The following is a 19,603-nucleotide window of genomic DNA, read 5'->3' as shown; positions in this document are numbered from 1 at the left end:
GGGATGGGTTCGATGCGCATATGCCTTCGATGACGCCACGAGGCACCGGAGATGCGTGACCCTCCCCGCCCTGCCCGGCCCGGACGCGCCACCGAATTGCGCCGGAACAAGACGCCCGCGGCCAAACTCCGCGATCATGCGCGCATGACCGAACCGACCCGCCCGCATCGCCTCACCTCGCTCGACGATGCCGTCGAGACCCTCCTCGCCACCCTCGACGGCCCGCTGCACATCGCCGCGCCGCTGGGCATCGGCAAGCCGCACCGCCTGCTCAACGCGCTGTACGCGCGGATCGAGCGCGAGCCGTCGCGTCCGTTCCATCTCTACACCGCGCTGTCGCTGGACACGCCGACGGCGACCAGCGACCTGCAACGCCGCTTCCTCGCCCCGTTCCTGTCGCGCCACTTCGGCGACGACTTCCCGCGCCTGGCCTACGTGCAGGCGGAGAAGCGCGACGCACTGCCGGCGCACGTGGAGATCGAGGAGTTCTACATGCAGTCCGGCGCGCTGCTGCGCTCGCGCCACGCGCAGCGCCGCTACGCCAGCCTCAACTACACCCACGTCGCGCGCACCGTCGCCGAGCGCGGCGTGAACTGCATCGTGCAGAAGGTCGCGGCGAACGCCGACGGCACGCGGCTGTCGCTGTCGTCGAACACCGACCTCACCTTCGACGTGCTGGACGCCATCGCCGCGCGCGGCGGCGCGCGGCCGCTGCTGATCGCCGAGGTCGATCCGGAGCTGCCGTGGATCGAGAGCGGCGCCGCGGTGGACGCGGATTTCTTCGACGTGGTGGTGACGCCGCCGGGGCCGCATCCGAAGCTGTTCGCGCTGCCGCGCCAGCCGGTGGCCGACGCCGAATTCGCGATCGGCTTTTACGCCAGCGCGCTGGTGCGCGATGGCGGCACGCTGCAGATCGGCATCGGCGCGCTGGCCGACGCGCTGTGCCACGCGCTGGTGCTGCGCCACACGGACAACGCCGCGTACCGCCGCGTGCTGCAGGCGCTGGATCCGGAGATCGAACGCCATCCGGCGGTGGTCGCCAGCGGCGGGCTGGGGCCGTTCGAGATCGGCCTGTACGGTTGCAGCGAGATGATCAACGAAGGCTTCCGCGCGCTGGTGCAGGCCGGCGTGCTGCGCCGTCGCGTGGTCGACGACGAAGCGCTGATGCGGCGCATCGCCGACGGCAGCGCCAGCGAGGCCGACCACGCACGCGTCGCGCGCGAAGGCGAATTCCTGCACGGCGCGTTCTACCTCGGTTCGCACGAGTTCTACGACTGGCTGCGCACGCTGGGCGACGACGCGCGCAGCGGCATCGGCATGCGCCGCGTCGGCGAAGTCAACGAACTCTACGGCGGCCGCGAATCGCTGGAGCGCGTGCAGCGCCGCGAGGCGCGCTTCTTCAACACCTGCATGATGGCGACGGTACTGGGCGCTGCGGTGTCGGATGGCCTGGCCGACGGCCGCGTGGTGTCCGGCGTGGGCGGGCAGTACAACTTCGTGGCGATGGCGCACGCGCTGCACGACGCGCGCTCGGTGCTGATGCTGCGCGCGCTGCGCGAGGAACCGGGCATGCCGGCGATCTCCAGCGTGGTCTCGAACTACGGCCACACCACGATCCCGCGCCACCTGCGCGACGTGTACGTCACCGAATACGGCATCGCCGACCTGCGCGGCGCCTGCGACGAGGATTGCATCGCGACGATGGCGGCGGTGGCCGACAGCCGCTTCCAGCACGACTTGCTGTCGAAGGCGAACGCGGCCGGCAAGCTCGGCGAATCGCTGCTGCGCCTGCGCATGCCGGGCCGCAACACACCCGAACGCCTCAGCGCGGCGCTGGCGCCGTTCCGCGCCGACGGCACCCTGCCCGACTATCCGCTGGGCAGCGATTTCACGCCGGTCGAACAGCGTCTGGCGAAGGCGTTGCTGTGGCTGAAAGCCAACACCGCGACCCGCGGCGCGAAGCTGGCGACGATCACGAAGGCGCTGATGGCCGGTGCCGCCGAGAACGACGCCGAACGCGAAGCGCTGGCGCGCATGGGCTACGACGCGCCAGCCGGCTTCGCGGACAAGGTGTCCGCGAAGCTGGTGCTGCTGGGGCTGCGGCGGACGGGCTGAAGCCCCTGCCGCAGCGCACTCACGGTTCCTGCGCACCCTTCTCCGGCTTCACCGGCTCCTTCGTGCAGCGGCCTTCGAGCACGGCGCTGAGGAACATGCCGGTGGGACCACCGAGATTGTTGACGTCGACGTTCAGGGTGTAGACCCCGGGCACCACCGTGACCGGCCAGGTCGCGAAGTTGACGAGCTGGTTGCCGGTGGTGAAGCAATAGCCACCGGTATTGGTGCATTGCACCGGCCCCGCGCCGACCGGACCGGTGAGGGAGACCTTGATGAAATTGTCGCCGGCCGCCGCGAGCCCCTTCAGCACGATGCTCTGCGGGATCGTGCATTTCGGGACGCGGAACTGCAGCGTGTAGTGGTAGGTCGCGTTCGTGTCGCCGGCGGCCGCGGCGTTGACGGAAATCCAGCGGGTGCCGTTCGGGGCCGGCGCCCAGGCCGCGTTCGGCGCCGGCACCGCCACGGCCGGCTGTCCGTTGACCCGCCAGGGATTGCCGGGAATGGTGCCCAGGTCGAGCTTGTTCTCGCCGCCGAGGCAGTGGCAGCAGCCCAGCGTCGGCATCCGCTCGGGGACGACGGCGATGGGCAGGTTGCCGCGCGGCGGACCGACCACCCGGTCCTGCGCACGGGCCGACGGCGCGGCGGTGGACGACAGGCCGGCGACGACGGCGAGCGCGGCGGCGAAAACGGCGCGACGTGAGGCGAAGACGGGAAACAGCGGGGAAGACGACGACATGGCGAGGCTCCTGGCGAGGCCGCGGACGCGGCGATGGACGGGCCGGAGCGCCGTTGTGCGGGAGGCAGGACGCGGTGCGATCCGGTCGGATCACCGTAGGCAGCGGCCCGCCGCCGGGTAAGGACGAAGCCGGGAACAAATCGCCGTCACCACGGCCCGCATCGATACGAATCAAGGGGTTGCCGGTTTTGTTCCCGGCTTCTGCCCGGCGTTCCGCTGGCCGGCGGCGATCGTCTTCCCGAGACTGGCCCGACCCGACCTCAAGGAGTGGCTGCCATGACCACCGTGTTCCGACTGCTTCTGCTGTGTGCACTGGGCCTGCCGGCCGCCTTCCCGGCGCTGGCCGATTCGCCCGTCGAGCCGAGCGCCTGCAAGGTGGCCGGGGCGCGGCGCATCACCATCGGCAGCTTCCAGTTCAGTGCCGCCGATCTGCAGACGTTCCAGGACGAACATCCCCGCCCGCCGCAACCGGTGGGTGCCCGGCGCGCCGGCCCGCAACGCCGCGCGACGCTGACCGAAGCGATCGGTGCGCTGCTGCACCCCAGCGTCCGCGCGCAGTCGACCGCGTTGGCCCGGGTGTCGGCCAATACCACGACGCACTCGGTGCCTCCTCGCCCCAACGCCACCTGCGGCGTCGTCGATGTCTGGCTGTACGCCGCCGTCGATGCCTACTCGTACTGCAACGCACCGGACATGGGGAACGGGCAGGCGTATTTCGAAGTGACCTCACCGGCCACGTTCAACGCGGCCGATCACCATGAGCAGTACAGGGATTACGGCGCGGGGCTGACCGGCACCTGCTACGTCTGCGCGCCGCCGGAGATGGCGCCCCTCAAGTCGTCGAAGGCGACACCGCGGAACGTGCAGGTCGTCGAACCGGCACCGACATCGCCCCGCTGACCACGCCGCGCGCGATCACACCAACGCGCTGCGCCGGGTGTAGGCGAGCACGCCGTCCACCCGGCGTTGCAGATCGTCGCGCTCGGCGGTGTCCAGCCGGCATTCGCCCAGCACGTAATAGGCCAGCCGCAGCACGTCGCGCCAGCGCGGGTTCTGCGGCAGACGCGACAGGCTGAGGTAGCGCTCCATCGCCCGCGCGCGCAAGCGGCCGTCGTCGATGTTGATGCGCCAGATGCGGCTGCGTTCGGCCAGTTCGATGCGGTTCCGGCCGGTGCTGCGTTCCCAGGCCTCGACCACCGCCAGCATCAGTTCCACCAGCGCGAGGCGGAAGGCGGCGCGCGCCGCGTCTTCGTCGAGGACCGGTTCGGCGTCCGCCGCCACGGGTGACGGCATCGTGCCGGCCTCTGCCGCGGAGGCTTCCGCGGGCGTCGCAAGCCGCATCACCACGAGGCCGTCGCCCTGTTCCCACGGCGACAACTCGACATGCAGCGCGGGACGCGCATCGCCCGCGGCGAAGGCCAACGTCTGCGACGCGCTGTCCTCCATGCGTTCCAGCGCCGTCGCCAGCGCCGCGGCATCCTCGGCGGACAACCGGTCGGAGAGCGGGCGGCCGGTCAGGCCATCGCGCGCGGCGCCCAGCAGCGGGCAGGCGGCGCGATTGGCCGCGAGCACGGTGCCGTCGGCGTCGAGCAGGCACAGCGCGTCGCCGCGACTGTCCAGCAGGCCCTGCAGCAGGTCGCGATCGCTGCCCAGCGCGTCGGCCTCGCGCCGGTAGCGCGCCAGCATTTCCTCGTAGCGCGCGCGGTTCGCGGCCTCGACCAGGCGCGCACGCTGCTGGCGGCGCAGGAACACGATCGACACCGCGAACAGTGCGGCCAGCGCGGACACCGCGATGAGCCACAGCACCAGCGTGCGCTGGCGCAGTACGGCGATGGTGCGTCCGCGCTCGGAAATCACACGCTCGCGCTCGGAGACCTCGAAACGCGTGCGCAGGAAATCCAGCCGGCGATCGCTCGCGGCGCGCAATTTTTCCCGCTCCGCCTCGCGGGCCTCATCCAGCCTGTCCAGCGCGTCGCGGTACTTTCCTTCCTGCTTCAGCAGGACCGCCTGTTCGTCCAGGAGTGCCGCGCGTTCGCCGGGACTGGCCGGACTGTCCTGCAGGGCCGCGGTCAGGCGGTTACCGGCGCTCACCATCTCTCCGTGGATCCGGTCGACGCGCGCCGCCGCGAGCTGCAGTTCGGACGGCACCTGCAACCCGTGCCTGGCGGCCAGCGCCAGCCCGGCGTCGACGTGGCGGCCTGCACGCTCGACATTGCCTTCGGCCAACGCGGCCGCTGCGAGGTCGGCATGCACGCGCAGTTGGTACGGCACGTTGCCTTGCGCCTCCAGCGCGGTCAGCGCGGTCAGCGCGAGCTTGAATTCGGCGATGGCGGTGTTCGTGTCGTGGGCGTCCAGCGCCAACTTGCCCAGCCCGTGCCGCATGTGCGCGGCTTCGGCCTCGTTGCCGCTGCGATGGAACGCGGCCATCGCCTGGCGCGTGTAGGCCTCGGCCTGTGCGATATCGTCGAGGTCGCGGTACACGTCGGCGATGTTGGCCAGCAGGCCTCCGACCTCGTCGCTGCGGTCGGCACGCGCGATGGCGAGGCCGCGTTCGAGCGTGCGCAGCGCGTCGTAGAGCTTGCCGTCGCGGCGCAGCGCGCTGCCGACGTTCTTGAGCTGCTTGGTGATGGCCGCGCGATCGTTGCGCGTTTCGGCGATCGACAGCGCGCAGCGGAAATGCCCGAGCGCCACGTCGATCTTCTCGTCGCGATAGGCGAGCACGCCGAGGCGGCGCACCCATTCGTAGCGCGCCGCGGCATCGGGGTTGGAGGCGAGCCGCGTCGCGGCGCAGTCCAGCGCGGTGCGGGCCGGTTCCAGCTCGCCTGCCTTGAGCTGTGCATCCGCGATCACGTACAGCGCTTCGGGATCGACCGACGTGAACAGGCGCTGGCAGGTCGCCGGCGAAGGCAGCGAGTGGATGTCGATCGCCGCGCAGGCCGGGATCGACGCGGCATCGGCGGTGGCCACGACGCAGGCCAGCGCGGTCGCCGGCAACAGGCCGTTCCATCGCGTCCGCGTGCGTGTCCCTCGCAACGCCCCTCTCCCCTTGCCGGTGCCCCGCACCGGTCCGGGGTCAATCTATCACCCGCGATGCCCGGCCGAAGGAAGGCCACGCATCGCGGGAAGAGCCGGCTGCGAGGGATGCCTCGAAGAAGCGATCCACGGCACCCGTCGCATCCGACATGCCGACCGTCGCGTCACAACATGGACGAGCAGCCGGCCGCTTCCATGCAGGCGATGTATTTTTGTTCGCAATCCACGCCGTTGATTTTCAGGCAGTTGACGTATTTCGTCTTGCACTTTCCGGCCAGGTACGTGTTGCAGGCGGCATAAGCGGCCGCGCTCGCGCTGGCCAGGGCCAGCGTCGCCGCGATTGCGACGACGGTCTTTCGTGTGTTGCGTTTCGTATCGTTGAGCATCTGTGTTTCCGAATGGATTGCGAGAAAACCTCTCCGGATTCTCTGTCGCCGGGAGGGAGACAAAACGCCCCGTCGCCGGGGCGAGATCACGGAACGGGCCGGACCCTGGAGCGTGTTCAGCCGCCGCCGGTATGCCCGACATCCCCAAGCACGCGCCCGGCATCCCTCGGCTCGGTGACCGGCCTGGGCGTCTTCGACGTGCGGTTCGCATCGTTCGGATCGGTGATAGCGGAGGCCGTGGGCTGGCAGGGTTCGATCACCTCGGCACCGCGATGCAGCGACACCTGGGCGTAGCACTCGTCTTCCGTGGCGGCGACGATGCGGACGCTCTGCGGTCCGGTGCCGTCGTCGACCGACAGGACGGCGGTCCAATCAGCGGCGAGCGCGGCGGCGGTCGTCAGGAACAGCGTGCAGCCGCAGGCTGCGGACAGGACGTGGCGGAACAGGGGCATGGCAAGGGTCTCCGGAGTGTTGTCGTCCCCGATGCGGCAGGCGGGCCGCGTCGGGAGGTCTCGTGTCGGACGGGTTCGACCGCAGCTCACATGTCGTCGTAGAGCTTGGGCTGCTTGGGGCGCGGCGTCTTCGACGTGCGCTTGTCTTCCTTGGGATCGGTGATCGCCGACGGCGTCGGCTGGCAGGGCGAGATCACCTCCGCGCCGCGGTACATCGACGCGCGGGCGATGCAGTCGTCTTCCGTGGCGGCGACGATGCGGACGGTGTAGGCCTCGACGCCGTCGTCGTAGTCGAGCACCGCCACCCAGGGATCGGCGGCGGCGGACACGCCGCCGGCGACGGCCAGCAGCAGGCCGGCGAACAACGCGGAGGACACGGGGCGGGGAAACGTCATGGTCATGGATTCACCTGTGGCGGAAAGGGCGACGGCCGGCCGCAGCGTGGCGGCCGACCGTCGCGCAACGCGGACCGGATCAGTCGTAGTACGCGTCGAACCAGCAGAAGGTCACGACCGACACGCCGGGGCTGTTGGCCAGGGTGGACAGTTGGTTCTCGCAGTACGCCTGGGTATCGGCGGTGATGTCGATGTAGCTGTAGGTCGAGACGGTGCCGTTGGGCTGCTTGACCGGATTGACGTAGCGGACCTTGGCGCGCCACACGCCGGGCACGTAGGGCGTGGGACCGACGGGGGTCATGCCGCCGATCTGGGCGGCGGACACCGGGGTGGCGGCGGCGATGAGCAGGGCGAGCGCGAAGGTGGACAGCAGGGACTTCATGGAAGCTCCGGAACGGAAGGGATCGGATGGGGATCGGTCGAACGCGGGCCGCCCGGACGGGAAGCCGGGCGGCATCGCGGGGCTGCCGCGTCCGTGCGACGGGGCGGATCAGCGGTCCTTCTTGCGCAGCGGGTCGGTGATCGCCGCCTGCGAGATGGCCTGCAGCGTCGCTTCGTACTCGTCGATGCGGAACGTCTTGCGGGTCGCGGCCACTTCGTCCAGCAGGACGTGGGCGATGCCGCCGGATTCGCCGGGCGAGTCCGCCAGCACGGCGAGGGTGTACGGCGCGGCTTCCATTTCCGGCACGCCGCCGCCGCTGAAGGCCCAGTGGCCGATGCACGGCGAGACGCTCTCGATCTGGTAGCCCTGGTTCACGGCGTTGTCGATCGCGGCGTTCAACGCGGTCTGGCAGTCGAAGGCGCTGGCGTAGGGACCGACGGTCAGCCCCGCCGAACTGCCGGCGAACTCGGCGCCGCCGTAGTAGACGAACACGCCTTGCAGCGGCGCTTCGGCACGGGCGTGGCCGGCGGCTGCGAGGGCCAACAGCAGGCCGAGCGAAAGGGTCTGGGTCAGTTTCATGCGGTGCTTCTCCCGGGAGCGAGGATCGTCCCCGCCGGATGACGGGGTGCGATCACGCTAGGCAGCGCCCCGCCGTGCGGCCAGTACGAAACCGGGACATGCCGGGACGATCCGGGACCGAACGACACTTCGCACCACCCCGCCGGGCGGGCCTGCGGCGAGGTGCCGACGGGCCGCACGGACGACGTCGGCCATGCCGCAGAACGGGAATTCAACGACTTGTGCGCACCTTGGCCCGATTTGTTCCCGCATGCGCATGGCCCGGCGGGCAGCGGCATCCCTAGACTGTCGGCTGTGTCCCCATCCGAAGCCTGCCCATGCGGAACGTCGCGCTCCTGCCCTTCAGCCTCTGCCTGCTGGCCGCCGCGCCGGCGTTCGCCCACGACACCCGGCCCGTCAACTGGTGCCCCGCGGGCTACCAGCAACAGGCGGTGTCGACCTTCGATCTATCGACATCGACCCTCATCACCTATCGCGCCGAGCACGCCGACGACGACATGGTCCTGGGCAGCACCTGCAACACGCCCAAGTCCTGCGGCATCGTCGACGAGTGGTTCTGGGCCAACCAGGCGGCCACCGAGACCTGCATCGGCCAGCAGCTCCGCAACGGCAGCGGTCTGGTCGCGACGCCGCACGTCGTGTCGCCGGACGCGTTCAACCACAACGAGGATCTGGACGGCGACGGCATCGACGAGCACCACCGGGACTATCGCTTCAAGGACGGCCTCAAGGGCGTGTGCGTGGTCTGCGTCCCCACGACGCAGCCGGGGGCGTCGAACGATCCGGACTCGTGAGGCACGGGACGCCGCCCGCGGCCGCTCAGACCAGCGCGTCGCGGCGGGTGTAGGCCAGCACCGCGTCGACCCGGGCCTGGAGGGCGGCGCGGGCCTCGGGTTCCAGCGCGCATTGCCCCAGCACGTGGTAGGCCGTGCGCAGCACGTCGCGCCAGCGCGGGTTGCGCGGCAGTTTCGACAGCGACAGGTAGCGCTCCATCGCGCGGGTACGCAGGCGACCGTCGTCGATGGTGACGCGCCACAGGCGGCTCTTCTCCGCCAGTTCCAGCCGCGACGTGCCGGTGCTGCGCTCCCAGGTGTCGACCGCGGCCAGCATCAGCTCGACCAGCGCCCGGCGGAAGTCGCCGCGGAGGTCCTCGGACCCGGCGTCGGCAGGCGGCGCATCGCCGGTCTCCGGCGCGGTGGCCGGGTCGGTCGCCGCCGGGGCTTCGGGCACGGTGGACACTTCGGGCGGCCCGCCTTGCGCGGCCAGCACCAGCACCACCAGGCCGTCGCCGCGTTCCCACGGCGACAGCCGCGCCTGCAGGCGCCGGCCGTCGGCCGCTGCGACCGGCAACGCCTGCGCGGTGGCGTCCTCCATCCGTTCCAGCGCCTCGGCGAGCGGCGCGCGATCCTCCGCGGCGAGCAAGTCCGCGAGCACCGGTCCGGCCGGGCGCGCGGCATCGATCCCGAGCAACTCGCAGGCCGCACGATTGGCCGCCAGCAGGTGGCCGTCGGCGTCGAGCAGGCAGACCGCATCGCCGCGGCTGTCCAGCAGCGCCTGCAGCAGGCTGCGATCCTCGGCCAGCGCCTCGGCCTCGCGCCGGTAGCGCGCCAGTTCCTCTTCGTGCCGCACCTGCCGCGTCGCCGCGAGCAGGCGCTCGTGCTGGCGGCGGCGCTGCAGCCCGGTCCAGATCAGCAGCGCGACGCAGGCCGCGACCGCCACCGTCAGCCACAGCAGCAGCGTGCGCTGGCGCAGCTCGGCGCGACGCAGGCGGTTCTCGCCTTCCAGCGCGGCGATGGTGCGATCGCGCTCGGCGGTCTCGAACCGCGCGCGCAGCCAGCCCAGTTGCTGGTCCTGCCGCGCCTGCGCCAGGCGTTCGGCCTGCGCATGCGCCTCGCGCAGGGTGACGAACGCGGCGTCGTGGCGTCCCTGCGCCTCCCGGGTTTCCGCCAGCGCCTCCAGCAGCGAGGCGCGATCGGCATCGCGCTCGGGCAGTGCCGCCAGCGCCTGCCGCAACCGCGCATCGGCCGCATCGAGGCGACCCAACACGCGGTCGACGCGGGCGGCCTCGCGTTGCAGGTCGGCCGGCAGCGGCAGGTGGTGGGCATCGGCCACGGCGAGCGCATCCGCGACGAAGCGCTGCGCGGCCGTGGTGTCGCCCTCCAGCAGTGCGGTGCGGATCAGGCCGGCGTAGACCCGCAGCATGAAGGTGCGCTTGCCGGCCTCGCGGTACGCGCGCAGCGCGGCTTCCAGAAGCGGCCGCGCGGCGCGCGCATCGCCGTGGTCCAGCGCGAGTTCGGCCAGCGTCTCGCGCACGTGCGCGGCCGTCTTCGCATCGCCGCGCCTTTCCGACACCGCCAGCGCTTCGCGGTAGTAACCCTCCGCCTTGTCGCGCTCGTCGAGGGCGCGATAGACGTCGCCGAGATTGTTGAGCACCGCGGGCTGGACGCCGCCGGCCGCGCGCTGCATCTCCAGGCTGCGGGTCAGCGCCGCCAGCGCGCCGTGGTAGTCGCCGAGGCGGCGCAGTGCGCTGCCCACGTTCTTGAGGTCACGCGCGATCGCGGTGCGGTCCTCGCGCGCGGTGGACCGCTGCAACCCGCACTCGAAGCGCGACAGCGCCTGCGGGATGCGTTCGCGGTGGTAGTCCAGCACGCCGCGCTGGCGCAGCAGCTCCTCGCGGGCGAGCGCGTCGGCCGCGGGCCCGAGCACCGCGTCGGCGCAGTCGATGGCGGACTCGGCCTCGTCGAAGCGGCCGGCGTCGTCGGATCGCTTCGCGGCCGCGAACAAGGCATCGGCGGCCTTGCGCCGCGCCGCGGCGCTGTCGTCGGCCGGCGGTGCGACGCCGAAGCGCGCGACGCAGACCGACGGCACCGGCAGCGGCCGGCCGTCGGCATGTTCCAGCGCCACGCAGTTGGGCGCGGCGGCAGCCGGCGCCCCGGCAGCGAGCACGATCGCCGCCGCGCCGCCGAGGGCGAGGCGGCGGAAGGCGAGCACGACACGTCGTGCGTGCATCGCCATGCCGGCGGGTCGACGGATCAATCCAGCCCGTTCGCCGCCGCGACCACCGCGTCGACGGTGATGCCGAAATGCGGGTACAGCTGCTCGGCCGGGGCCGAGGCGCCATAGCCGTCCATGCCGATCACCGCGCCGTCGAGGCCGACGTACTTGATCCAGAAATCGCGGGTCGCCGCTTCGATCGCGATGCGCTTGCGGCAGGCCTTCGGCAGCACCGCTTCGCGGTACGCCGCATCCTGGCGGTCGAACACGTCGGTCGAGGGCATCGACACCACGCGCACGCCGTCGCCGAGCTGCGCGGCGGCCTGCATCGCGAGGCCGACTTCCGAACCGGTGGCGATCAGGATCAGCGTCGGCGCACCGACCGAATCCTTCAGCACGTAGCCGCCGCGGGCGATCGCCGCGACCTGCGCGGCGTCGCGCGCCTGATGCGGCAGGTTCTGGCGCGAGAACACGAGGCAGCTGGGGCCGTCGCGGCGTTCGATCGCCGCGCGCCACGCCACCGCCGATTCCACCGCGTCGCACGGACGCCACACGTCGTTGTCGGGGATGTAGCGCAGCGAGGCGAGATGCTCGACCGGCTGGTGGGTCGGGCCATCCTCGCCGAGGCCGATCGAGTCGTGGGTGTAGACGTGGATCGCGCGCGCGCCCATCAGCGCGCTCATGCGCACGGCGTTGCGCGCGTAGTCGCTGAAGACGAGGAATGTCGCGTCGTACGGCACGAAGCCGCCGTGCAGCGCGAGGCCGTTCGAGATCGCGGTCATCGCGAACTCGCGCACGCCGTAGTAGACGTAGTTGGCGTCGGGATCGCTGCCGGCAACGCTCTTGCTGCCCTTCCACAGGGTCAGGTTGGAATGCGCGAGGTCGGCGGAGCCGCCGACCAGTTCCGGCAGCTGCGGCGCGAAGGTCTCGATCGCCATCTGCGAGGCCTTGCGCGAGGCGACCACCGGGCCTTCGGCCTGCAGCTTCGCGATGTAGCCGTCGGCATGCGCGGCGAACTCCGCCGGTAGGTCGCCGCGCAGGCGGCGCTCGAACTCGGCGGCGAGGTCCGGATACTGCGCCGCATAGGACTCCCACACGTGGGTCCAGCGCGTTTCCGCAGCGTGGCCCTTGCTGCGCGCGTCCCACGCGGCGGCGACGTCGGCGGGGACTTCGAACGGGCCGTGCTCCCAGCCCAGCGCGGCGCGGGTCGCGGCCACTTCGTCCTTGCCCAGCGGCGCGCCGTGCGAGGACTCCTTGCCGGCCTTCGCGGGCGAGCCGAAGCCGATCGTGGTGCGGCAGCAGATCAGCACCGGACGGTCCTCGGACTTCAGCGCGGTGTCGATCGCGGTGCGGATCTCGTCGGGATCGTGGCCGTTCACGCCGCGGATCACCTGCCAGCCGTAGGCCTCGAAGCGCGCCGGCGTGTCGTCGGTGAACCAGCCCTGCACCTGGCCGTCGATCGAGATGCTGTTGTCGTCCCAGAACGCGACCAGCTTGTTGAGCTTCCACGTGCCGGCGAGCGAGCAGGCCTCGTGCGAGATGCCTTCCATCAGGCAGCCGTCGCCGAGGAACACCCAGGTGCGGTGGTCGACGACGGCGTGGCCGTCGCGGTTGAAGCGCTGCGCCAGCAGCTTCTCGGCCAGCGCGAAGCCCACGGCATTCGCGATGCCCTGCCCCAGCGGGCCGGTGGTGGTTTCGATGCCGCCGGTGACGAAGTTCTCCGGGTGGCCCGGGGTCTTCGAGCCCAGCTGGCGGAACCGCTTCAGCTCGTCGATCGACAGGTCGTAGCCGGCGAGGTGGAGCAGGCCGTACTGCAGCATCGAGCCGTGGCCGTTCGACAGCACGAAGCGGTCGCGGTCGGCCCAGCCCGGGTTGGCCGGGTTGTGCTTGAGGTAGTCGTTCCACAGCACTTCGGCGATGTCGGCCATGCCCATGGGCATGCCCGGATGTCCGGAGTTGGCGGCCTGGACGGCGTCGATGGCGAGGAAACGGAGGGCGTTGGCGAGCGTGCGGCGGCTGGGCGTCGTCATGGGGCGTGGGAGGTCGGCGGCGCCCGGCGGACTGCGGGCCGCCCATTGTCCCATCCCGGGGGCCGCGGAATCCACGGACGCCGGCCCGGAACCGGTCCGCCCCTGCACGGCGGCCGGGCCGGCCCGCGGGGGCGGGCCGGCTCGCGGCGCTACAGGATCACGCAGGTCTGGCGCTGCTGCTGGGCCTGCTGCGCGCGGGCATCCGCCTGCTCGAGGGCCTGGGTGCTGAGGTCTTGCGTGATCCGGGCCATGGGCGGCTCGTTGCCGGGCACCACCGCGAAGCTGTGGTCGTTGGTGCCGGTCACCCACAACCGGCCGTCCGGTCCGGCCGCGGTGCGCGCGGCATCGATGTGGGAGGCATCCTGCAGCCCGGCCTGCTTGGCCTGCAGCATCGCCTGCGCGACGGTCTGGTCGCTGGCGCCGGGGAACTGCCCTTGCAGGAACGTGAAGTAGGCGTGGTCCGGGTGGCCCGGCGCCGTCGGCGGCGGCAGGCTGCCGTCGACCACGCGCTGCATGAAGCCGCGGCAGTGGGCATCCGGCGGCGCGCCCAGCCCCAGCGCGGCCAGATCGATCCGCGGCGGCTGCTGCGGGTCCCGGGTCGCGGCCGGGTTCTGTTCGATGTTGTTGATGATGTCCAGCGTGGCCTTCAGGCCCTGTCGCCAGTCGTACTGCTGCGCATCGTAGAAATGCGTCCCCATCGCGGCCAGCGTGTTCGGATGCGCGGCATCCAGGTGCAGGCCGTCGGCCTGGGTCACGAACTCCGGCTTGTAGGCGTAGGTGTCCCGCGACAGCAGCCCGCCCCGCGCCACGAGGTCCATGTACGGCGCCATGTCCTTGGGCGATTTCTCGTAGACGTCGGTCTGGGTCGCGTGCGGGCCGACTTCCGCGATCACCTTCGAGACGTGGGCGTTGAAGCCGGCCGTTTCGGCGCGCTGCTCGAACGCGCGATCGCGCTGCAGGTAATCGCGCACCAGGTCGGTGTAGTCGTGCGGCAATCCCGGTTCCTGCGCCTTGGCCATCGCGGCATGACTGAAATCCGACATCAGCGTCGAGATCCCGGCGCCGTCGCGCGCATGCCGGCATTCGTGCGACAAGGTGAAATTGAGGTTGTAGCCGATGCGCGGATCGGCGGCGGCCTGTTCCAGCGCTTCCGGATCGATGCACAAGGCCCTCGAAGGCGCCGAGTACATGCCCTGCCCCGGGCCGATCGGCGTCATCATCATCTGCAGGTTGCCTTCGTCGATCGCCGAAAGCAGGTCCTCGTGCGGACCGCTCGGGTCGTTGAGGAGGTCCCGGAACACGGTCTTCGCCCCTTCCGTCAACGGCGGCAGGCCGTCCACGTCCCGCGTCGCGTCGACATCGGCGAGGAAGTTCGCGCCCATCTGGTCCAGTGCAGCCTGGTTCTGTTCTCTGGTCGGCATTCCCTGTCTCCCCTTGCTTCCGTTGTGTGGATGTCGTGGCGCCCGGCGGACTGCGCGCCCCATTCTCACACCCGCCCGGCCCGTTGTCCCGGACGGCCACCCGGCCCGATCCGGCCACCGACCTTCATGCAGCCCTAATCCGGCGGGCGGAGGCTGCGGGTTCCGGACCCCGGGGGAGAGCCGCATGCACACGTTCCGTCCGATCCGATCAGCCGGCCTCTGCGGCCTGTGCCTCACTGCGCTCCTGTCCGCCGGGAACGCCCTCGCCGGCGGCCCGCTCGGCATCGACCACCGCGTGGCCTACGACGACAGCGGGATCTGGAACCGCAACGTCCAGACAGGCCTCGCCGCAGGCGTGGCCCTGACCACCGTCGGCGGCGCGGTCTTCGCCGACAGCGATACCCGCCTGGGGCGCACGTTCGACCAATCCTTCGACGCGATGGTCCTCAGCGCCGGCACCACCCTCGTGCTGAAGCATGCCTTCTCGCGCAGCCGCCCCAGCGAGACGAACGACCCGAACGATTTCTTCCAGGGCGGCGGCGCGCAGAGTTTCCCCAGCGGCGAAGTGGCCGAGATGGCGTCGGTGGTGACGCCCTTCATCCTCGAATACCGCCAGGACCATCCCGCGGTCTACGCGCTGGCGCTGCTGCCGGTCTACGACGCCGTGGCGCGGGTGAAGACCCATGGCCACTGGCAGAGCGACGTGCTGGCCGGCGCGGCGGTGGGCGTCGCCTTCGGCGTGTACGCGCACCACCGCAAGCGGCCGATCTTCCTCGGCTTCACGCCCGACGGCAGCGGCGTGATGGTCGGCTACGCGAAGACGTTCTGACCACCGCAAACGCGAAACCCCGGCCGCGAACGCGACCGGGGCTTCGTGATGGCGCGAGGCGCGGGCGGCTTACGGATTGCGCGCCGCGTCGATCACCGCGCAGATCGATTCGATCTGGAACTTGGTGCTGGTCGAATAACCGCCCGGCGTGGTCTTGGTGACGGTGATCTTCACTTCCTTCTTGCCCGCGGATTCGATGACGACGTTCCACGGCAGGTTGGCGGTGCCGCCGCCGAGCGTGGAGCCGCCATCGGGCTGCTCGAACGAGATCACGCCGGCCTTCTCGTCGCTGGAGACGACGCGCAGGCCCGACTTGGTGCCTTCGGCGTAGATGCGCTTGAACGCGGTCGACACGTTGACGCCGGTCACCGTGTCGAAGCTGGTGAAGCGGCGACCGGTGATGAAGCGGCCCTCTTCCTTGAAGTTGGTCTTGCACGGCGGGTCGCCGGCCATCGCCGTTCCCGCGGCGGCCGACAGCGTGGCGGCCAGCAGCGCCAGCGTCGCGAACATCATGCGCATCTTGCGTTCTCCTTGTCTGCGTATCGCCCGGTGCGGGCGACTCGCGTGGATTCTGCCAGCCGCACGGCGACGGCCACAAGCGAAGTCGTCGCGGATCCGGCGACGGCGTGGTTCAGCGCACGATCTCGTCGAGATCGTCCGGCAGCGCGCCGCCGGGCGCATCACGCTCGCCGCTGCGGTGCGAGACCACGACCGCGGTCGCGAGGTCGCCGGTGACGTTCAGCGACGTGCGACACATGTCGAGGAAGGTGTTCACGCCGATGATGATGCCGATGCCCTGCGGCGGGATGCCACCCACGATGCCGCAGATCATCGCGATCACCGGCAGCGAACCCGACGGGATGCCCGCGGTGCCGATGCCGCCGAGGATGCACAGCGCCAGCACCAGCAGTTGCTGCTCGATCGGCATGTGCACGCCGTAGACCTGCGCCAGGAACAGCACGGTGATGCCCTCGAACAGCGCGGTGCCGTGGTGGTTGGCCGACGCACCGACGGTCAGCACGAAACGCGAGACCTTGCGCGGCAGCTTGAGGTTCTCTTCGGCCACGCGCAGCGTCACCGGCAGCGTGGCCGTGGACGAGGCGGTGGCGAACGCGGTGAGCATCGCTTCCTGCGCGCCGCGGAAGAACGCCAGCGGCGACATCCCGCCCATGAAGCGCACCCACAGCGGCAGCACCACGAAGCCGTGGATGAAGATCGCGATCAGCACCGTCGCCACGAACCAGAACAGGCTGACGATGACGTCCCAGCCGAGCTTCGCGCACAGGTTGAACATGAAGCAGGCCACCGCGTACGGCGCCAGCTTCACGAACATGCCGATCAGGTGCATGCAGATCTCGAACAGGCCGTGCAGCGCGTGCTTGAACGCCTGCGTGCCGGGCGTGGGCTTCATCACCAGGCCGATGCCGATCATCAGCGAGAAGAACACGATGCCCAGCTTCTTGCTGTCGTCGCCCATGGCACCGACGATGTTGTGCGGCACGATGTTGACGATGAGGTCGCGGAAACTCAGCGCCTCGCCCTTGGTGACGATGTCGCCGGCCTTCTGCAGGTTGCTCGACAGCGCGCTGTCCACCAGCTCGCGCGTGATGTGCAGGCCGGGCTGCAGCAGGTTCACCATCACCAGGCCGATCAGCACCGCGGCGCCGGTGACCACCGCGGTGTAGAGCAGCGTCTTCCAGCCCAGGCGGCCGAGACTGGCGATGTCGCCCAGTTCGGCCACGCCCAGCACCAGCGCCGAGAACATCAGCGGCACCACCAGCATGAACAGCAGGTTGAGGAAGATCTCGCCGAAGGGCTTGGTGGCGTTGTCGATGACCGACTGCAGCGTGGCTTCGTCCAGCGTGCCGGCCCATGCGCCCTTGGTCGCCACGTAGGCCAGCACGCCCAGCGCCACGCCGACCAGGAAGCCGATCATCACCTTGACGTGCAGCGGGATGCCGCCGGGTTTCGCGGGCGACGGGGTGATGGCGGCATGGGCCATGGCGCGGCTCCTCTGGGACGAAAGCCGAGAGGGTACACCATGCCCCGTGGCGCCCCGGCCGCATGGCGGGCGACGAACGAACGGGCCGGAACCCGCGGCACGCGCACAGCGCAGGCCGTCGCTCGACGCACTCGGCCGGCGTCATGGATCGACGCTACGGCTCGACGCTACTGCTCGGCGTTCCGGATCAGCGCTCGGGATACAGCGGCGGCAGCACCGACGGCGGCGCGCGCGGCGGACGCGGCCACCAGCGCGGGCCCTGGGCGAACGTGGCGCGCATCGCAGCCATCGCCGCGGCGGCGTCGCCGCGCCCCCAGCGCGCACGTTGCAGCGAGGCGACGGCCTCGCGCTGGGCGGGATCGGCCAGGCGCACGCGGACGCCATCGAGGTCGCGCACGCCGGCAAGCGCGCACAGCACGCGCTCCACCGCGCCGCGGTCGCCGCGCGCGAGCGCGGTCGCCAGCGCCTGCGGATCGGGCAGCACGGTCGCGGTCCGTGCACGCGCGCCGGGCGGCGTCTTCGCGCCCTGGCGCCGCTGCGACCAGAAGCGCAGGCCCACGACCAGCGAGACCAGCCAGATCGCGCCCAGCGGCAGCAAGGCGACCGTCCAGAGGTTGTCGGGCAGCCACTCGCGCCACGAGAAGTCGGCGCCATCGTCCTCGTCGTCGGCCACGTCGCCCGTGTCGCCCTGCCCTTGCGCGCCGGGCCCGGCGGCGGCGACCGGCAGCACCAGGTCCGGCAGCGTGGCGACGCGGGACACGCCGGCGGCGGCATCCCACCATGTGATCCGCGGCGCATGCACGCGCAGCGTGCCTTCGCGCGTCGGCAGCAGCGCGAACCGCCGCGTCACCGTCGCCTGCGGACGACCGTTCACGAACGTCCCCGAGGTCTGCGCCGATTCGGGGAACACCTGCGCGTCGCCGTCCACGCGCAGGACGAGTTCGGGCACCTGCGCCAGCACCGCGCCGTCGGCCACGGCCTGCACCGTGACCAGCGCGGTCTCGCCGGCACGCGCGCTGCGCGGGCTGTCGACGTAGCGCAGTTGCAGGCCGGCCAGCGGCAGCCACGGCTGCGGCGCGTCGGCCGGGATCGGCTTGACCTGCAGCTCCGCGGACGGGCCGCGGACGCGCATGTCGTCGCCGCCGAGGAATCCGCCGAACGCCCCGCCCAGCCCGCCGGAAATGCGGCCGAGGAACCGCGCCGGCGGCACCGTCACCTTGCCGGCACGCTCGGGGATCAGCAGGAAATGCCGCTCGACCACGCTGTACTGCGTGTTGCCGACCTGCTCGATGGTTTCCTGATCGTCGCCGATCTTCTGCAGGCTGGCACCGTCGGGCGGATCCTGGTCGAGGCGTCCTTCCAGCAGCGTGCCCAGTTCGTAGTACAGCCGCACGGTGTAGCCGACGGTCTGCTGCACGTAGGGCGCGGTGGTGTCGATCTTCGCCTGGATGAAGACCGGCCCGTTGCCCGGCCCGCGCAGGGTGTCACCGGTGGGCGGCGGCGCCTGCGTGTCGGCCGAGACCGGCGGCGGCAGCACGGTCAGGTGCAGCTTCGGCGTGCGCGCGCCACCGAACGACAGCGGCCCGACGTCGATTTCGCCCGGGTGCGTCGGCGACAGCACCAGCTGGAGGCGCAGCGTCATCTGCACGCTGCCGCCGTTCATCGTCACCTGCTGCGAGGACGACTGGCCGACCATGCGGAAATCGTGAATCAGCGGCGTGAAATCGGGCAGGCCGCGCGCGTTGGAGGAATCGACGTCGATCGTGAGGGTGACGTTCTCGCCCATCGTGATCTGCTGGCGATCCAGCGACGCCGGCACCTGTTGCGCCCATGCCGGCAGCACGATCGCGGCCAGCAGCAGGCACAGCCACGGCACGAGCCAACGCCCGTGATGCGGCGCACGCGCCATCAGCGATCGCCTCCGTGCTTGCGGCGCCGCTGTTCGAGCCGGAATTTCTCGCGCAGCAGTTGGCCCGGGTCATCGGGCACGCGACGCAGCCATGCCTCGTTCGCCAGCCGGCGCTCGCGCGCCTCGGCGGTTTCCTTCGGCGGCGTGTTCGGCTGCGGCGTCGTGCCGCCCGCCCGCGCGCGCGCCATGCGCTCGCGCTGGGCGCGATCGGCGGCCTGCTGCTCGGCGGACTGCACCGGATCGACCGGCTTCGGCGGTTCGCCCGGCTTCGGGCGCCCCTGCTGGTCGCGCTGCTGCTGGTTCTGCTGCTGGTTCTGTTGCTGCTGATCCTTCTGCTGCT

The 19,603-nt window shown here is 71.1% G+C and carries 17 protein-coding genes and 1 pseudogene; 4 read left to right on the top strand and 14 right to left on the bottom strand.

What is annotated here, in order from left to right:
* Window positions 1-144: 144 nt before the first annotated feature.
* Window positions 145-2,115, top strand: a complete 1,971-nt coding sequence (locus ACT53R_RS12200) for an acetyl-CoA hydrolase/transferase C-terminal domain-containing protein (RefSeq protein WP_476172149.1) — start codon at window positions 145-147, stop codon at window positions 2,113-2,115.
* Between the two features lie 19 nt (window positions 2,116-2,134).
* Here ACT53R_RS12200 and ACT53R_RS12195 read toward each other — a convergent pair whose 3' ends face one another.
* The gene (locus ACT53R_RS12195) at window positions 2,135-2,851 is read right to left on the bottom strand and encodes a hypothetical protein (protein WP_476172148.1); all 717 of its coding nucleotides are present in this window, start codon (window positions 2,849-2,851) and stop codon (window positions 2,135-2,137) included.
* A gap of 276 nt (window positions 2,852-3,127) precedes the next feature.
* Between ACT53R_RS12195 and ACT53R_RS12190 the strand changes: the two genes are divergently transcribed.
* On the top strand, window positions 3,128-3,751 hold the full coding sequence (locus ACT53R_RS12190; RefSeq protein ID WP_476172147.1) for a hypothetical protein: 624 nt from the start codon (window positions 3,128-3,130) through the stop codon (window positions 3,749-3,751).
* A 15-nt stretch (window positions 3,752-3,766) separates the two neighbouring features.
* Here ACT53R_RS12190 and ACT53R_RS12185 read toward each other — a convergent pair whose 3' ends face one another.
* From ACT53R_RS12185 to ACT53R_RS12160, 6 genes are all read right to left on the bottom strand, one after another.
* Window positions 3,767-5,845, bottom strand: coding sequence for a PAS domain-containing protein (locus tag ACT53R_RS12185; protein WP_476172146.1), 2,079 nt, complete (start codon window positions 5,843-5,845; stop codon window positions 3,767-3,769).
* A 203-nt stretch (window positions 5,846-6,048) separates the two neighbouring features.
* Window positions 6,049-6,270, bottom strand: coding sequence for a hypothetical protein (locus ACT53R_RS12180; RefSeq protein ID WP_476172145.1), 222 nt, complete (start codon window positions 6,268-6,270; stop codon window positions 6,049-6,051).
* Window positions 6,271-6,386: 116 nt separating this feature from the next.
* Window positions 6,387-6,722 (bottom strand): hypothetical protein, encoded by a 336-nt coding sequence (locus ACT53R_RS12175; RefSeq protein WP_476172144.1) that lies wholly within the window; start codon window positions 6,720-6,722, stop codon window positions 6,387-6,389.
* An 86-nt stretch (window positions 6,723-6,808) separates the two neighbouring features.
* A complete protein-coding gene (locus ACT53R_RS12170) occupies window positions 6,809-7,117 on the bottom strand; it encodes a hypothetical protein (RefSeq protein WP_476172143.1) in 309 nt (102 codons plus the stop codon).
* Window positions 7,118-7,196: 79 nt separating this feature from the next.
* Window positions 7,197-7,499, bottom strand: coding sequence for a hypothetical protein (locus tag ACT53R_RS12165; RefSeq protein ID WP_476172142.1), 303 nt, complete (start codon window positions 7,497-7,499; stop codon window positions 7,197-7,199).
* Window positions 7,500-7,607: 108 nt separating this feature from the next.
* Entirely contained in the window at window positions 7,608-8,078 is a 471-nt protein-coding gene (locus tag ACT53R_RS12160; protein WP_476172141.1) for a hypothetical protein, read from the bottom strand.
* A 317-nt stretch (window positions 8,079-8,395) separates the two neighbouring features.
* On the opposite strand from ACT53R_RS12160, the gene ACT53R_RS12155 reads away from it, so the two are divergent.
* The gene (locus tag ACT53R_RS12155; RefSeq protein WP_476172140.1) at window positions 8,396-8,872 is read left to right on the top strand and encodes a hypothetical protein; all 477 of its coding nucleotides are present in this window, start codon (window positions 8,396-8,398) and stop codon (window positions 8,870-8,872) included.
* 25 nt (window positions 8,873-8,897) lie between these two features.
* Here the strand turns inward: ACT53R_RS12155 and ACT53R_RS12150 are convergent, their stop codons facing one another.
* From ACT53R_RS12150 to ACT53R_RS12140, 3 genes are all read right to left on the bottom strand, one after another.
* A complete protein-coding gene (locus tag ACT53R_RS12150; protein WP_476172139.1) occupies window positions 8,898-11,087 on the bottom strand; it encodes a tetratricopeptide repeat protein in 2,190 nt (729 codons plus the stop codon).
* Between the two features lie 23 nt (window positions 11,088-11,110).
* On the bottom strand, window positions 11,111-13,102 hold the full coding sequence (tkt, locus tag ACT53R_RS12145; protein ID WP_476172138.1) for a transketolase: 1,992 nt from the start codon (window positions 13,100-13,102) through the stop codon (window positions 11,111-11,113).
* 149 nt (window positions 13,103-13,251) lie between these two features.
* Complete coding sequence (locus tag ACT53R_RS12140; RefSeq protein WP_476172137.1) at window positions 13,252-14,523, bottom strand: hypothetical protein; 1,272 nt, start codon at window positions 14,521-14,523, stop codon at window positions 13,252-13,254.
* Between the two features lie 184 nt (window positions 14,524-14,707).
* On the opposite strand from ACT53R_RS12140, the gene ACT53R_RS12135 reads away from it, so the two are divergent.
* The gene (locus ACT53R_RS12135) at window positions 14,708-15,352 is read left to right on the top strand and encodes a phosphatase PAP2 family protein (RefSeq protein WP_476172136.1); all 645 of its coding nucleotides are present in this window, start codon (window positions 14,708-14,710) and stop codon (window positions 15,350-15,352) included.
* A 69-nt stretch (window positions 15,353-15,421) separates the two neighbouring features.
* Here ACT53R_RS12135 and ACT53R_RS12130 read toward each other — a convergent pair whose 3' ends face one another.
* From ACT53R_RS12130 to ACT53R_RS12115, 4 genes and pseudogenes are all read right to left on the bottom strand, one after another.
* Window positions 15,422-15,871, bottom strand: coding sequence for a hypothetical protein (locus tag ACT53R_RS12130; RefSeq protein WP_476172135.1), 450 nt, complete (start codon window positions 15,869-15,871; stop codon window positions 15,422-15,424).
* Between the two features lie 112 nt (window positions 15,872-15,983).
* On the bottom strand, window positions 15,984-17,354 hold the full coding sequence (locus tag ACT53R_RS12125; protein WP_476172134.1) for a dicarboxylate/amino acid:cation symporter: 1,371 nt from the start codon (window positions 17,352-17,354) through the stop codon (window positions 15,984-15,986).
* Between the two features lie 187 nt (window positions 17,355-17,541).
* Window positions 17,542-19,263: a BatD family protein gene (locus ACT53R_RS12120; RefSeq protein ID WP_476172133.1), complete on the bottom strand. Its 1,722-nt coding sequence runs from the start codon at window positions 19,261-19,263 to the stop codon at window positions 17,542-17,544.
* Window positions 19,263-19,603, bottom strand: a pseudogene (locus ACT53R_RS12115) (hypothetical protein); the annotation flags it as partial. The pseudogene ACT53R_RS12115 and the gene ACT53R_RS12120, both read right to left, overlap by 1 nt.

The organism is Lysobacter sp. DMC104 (genome assembly GCF_056313665.1).
This window is presented reverse-complemented; position numbering and strand designations above follow the sequence as displayed.

Bases quoted from the DNA above. Each gene is read 5' to 3' on its own strand.
- ACT53R_RS12200 (WP_476172149.1), top strand. From the start codon at position 145: ATGACCGAACCGACCCGCCCGCATCGCCTCACCTCGCTCGACGATGCC.
- ACT53R_RS12195 (WP_476172148.1), bottom strand. From the start codon at position 2,851: ATGTCGTCGTCTTCCCCGCTGTTTCCCGTCTTCGCCTCACGTCGCGCC.
- ACT53R_RS12190 (WP_476172147.1), top strand. From the start codon at position 3,128: ATGACCACCGTGTTCCGACTGCTTCTGCTGTGTGCACTGGGCCTGCCG.
- ACT53R_RS12180 (WP_476172145.1), bottom strand. From the start codon at position 6,270: ATGCTCAACGATACGAAACGCAACACACGAAAGACCGTCGTCGCAATC.
- ACT53R_RS12175 (WP_476172144.1), bottom strand. From the start codon at position 6,722: ATGCCCCTGTTCCGCCACGTCCTGTCCGCAGCCTGCGGCTGCACGCTG.
- ACT53R_RS12170 (WP_476172143.1), bottom strand. From the start codon at position 7,117: ATGACGTTTCCCCGCCCCGTGTCCTCCGCGTTGTTCGCCGGCCTGCTG.
- ACT53R_RS12165 (WP_476172142.1), bottom strand. From the start codon at position 7,499: ATGAAGTCCCTGCTGTCCACCTTCGCGCTCGCCCTGCTCATCGCCGCC.
- ACT53R_RS12160 (WP_476172141.1), bottom strand. From the start codon at position 8,078: ATGAAACTGACCCAGACCCTTTCGCTCGGCCTGCTGTTGGCCCTCGCA.
- ACT53R_RS12155 (WP_476172140.1), top strand. From the start codon at position 8,396: ATGCGGAACGTCGCGCTCCTGCCCTTCAGCCTCTGCCTGCTGGCCGCC.
- ACT53R_RS12150 (WP_476172139.1), bottom strand. From the start codon at position 11,087: ATGCACGCACGACGTGTCGTGCTCGCCTTCCGCCGCCTCGCCCTCGGC.
- tkt (WP_476172138.1), bottom strand. From the start codon at position 13,102: ATGACGACGCCCAGCCGCCGCACGCTCGCCAACGCCCTCCGTTTCCTC.
- ACT53R_RS12140 (WP_476172137.1), bottom strand. From the start codon at position 14,523: ATGCCGACCAGAGAACAGAACCAGGCTGCACTGGACCAGATGGGCGCG.
- ACT53R_RS12135 (WP_476172136.1), top strand. From the start codon at position 14,708: ATGCACACGTTCCGTCCGATCCGATCAGCCGGCCTCTGCGGCCTGTGC.
- ACT53R_RS12130 (WP_476172135.1), bottom strand. From the start codon at position 15,871: ATGCGCATGATGTTCGCGACGCTGGCGCTGCTGGCCGCCACGCTGTCG.
- ACT53R_RS12125 (WP_476172134.1), bottom strand. From the start codon at position 17,354: ATGGCCCATGCCGCCATCACCCCGTCGCCCGCGAAACCCGGCGGCATC.
- ACT53R_RS12120 (WP_476172133.1), bottom strand. From the start codon at position 19,263: ATGGCGCGTGCGCCGCATCACGGGCGTTGGCTCGTGCCGTGGCTGTGC.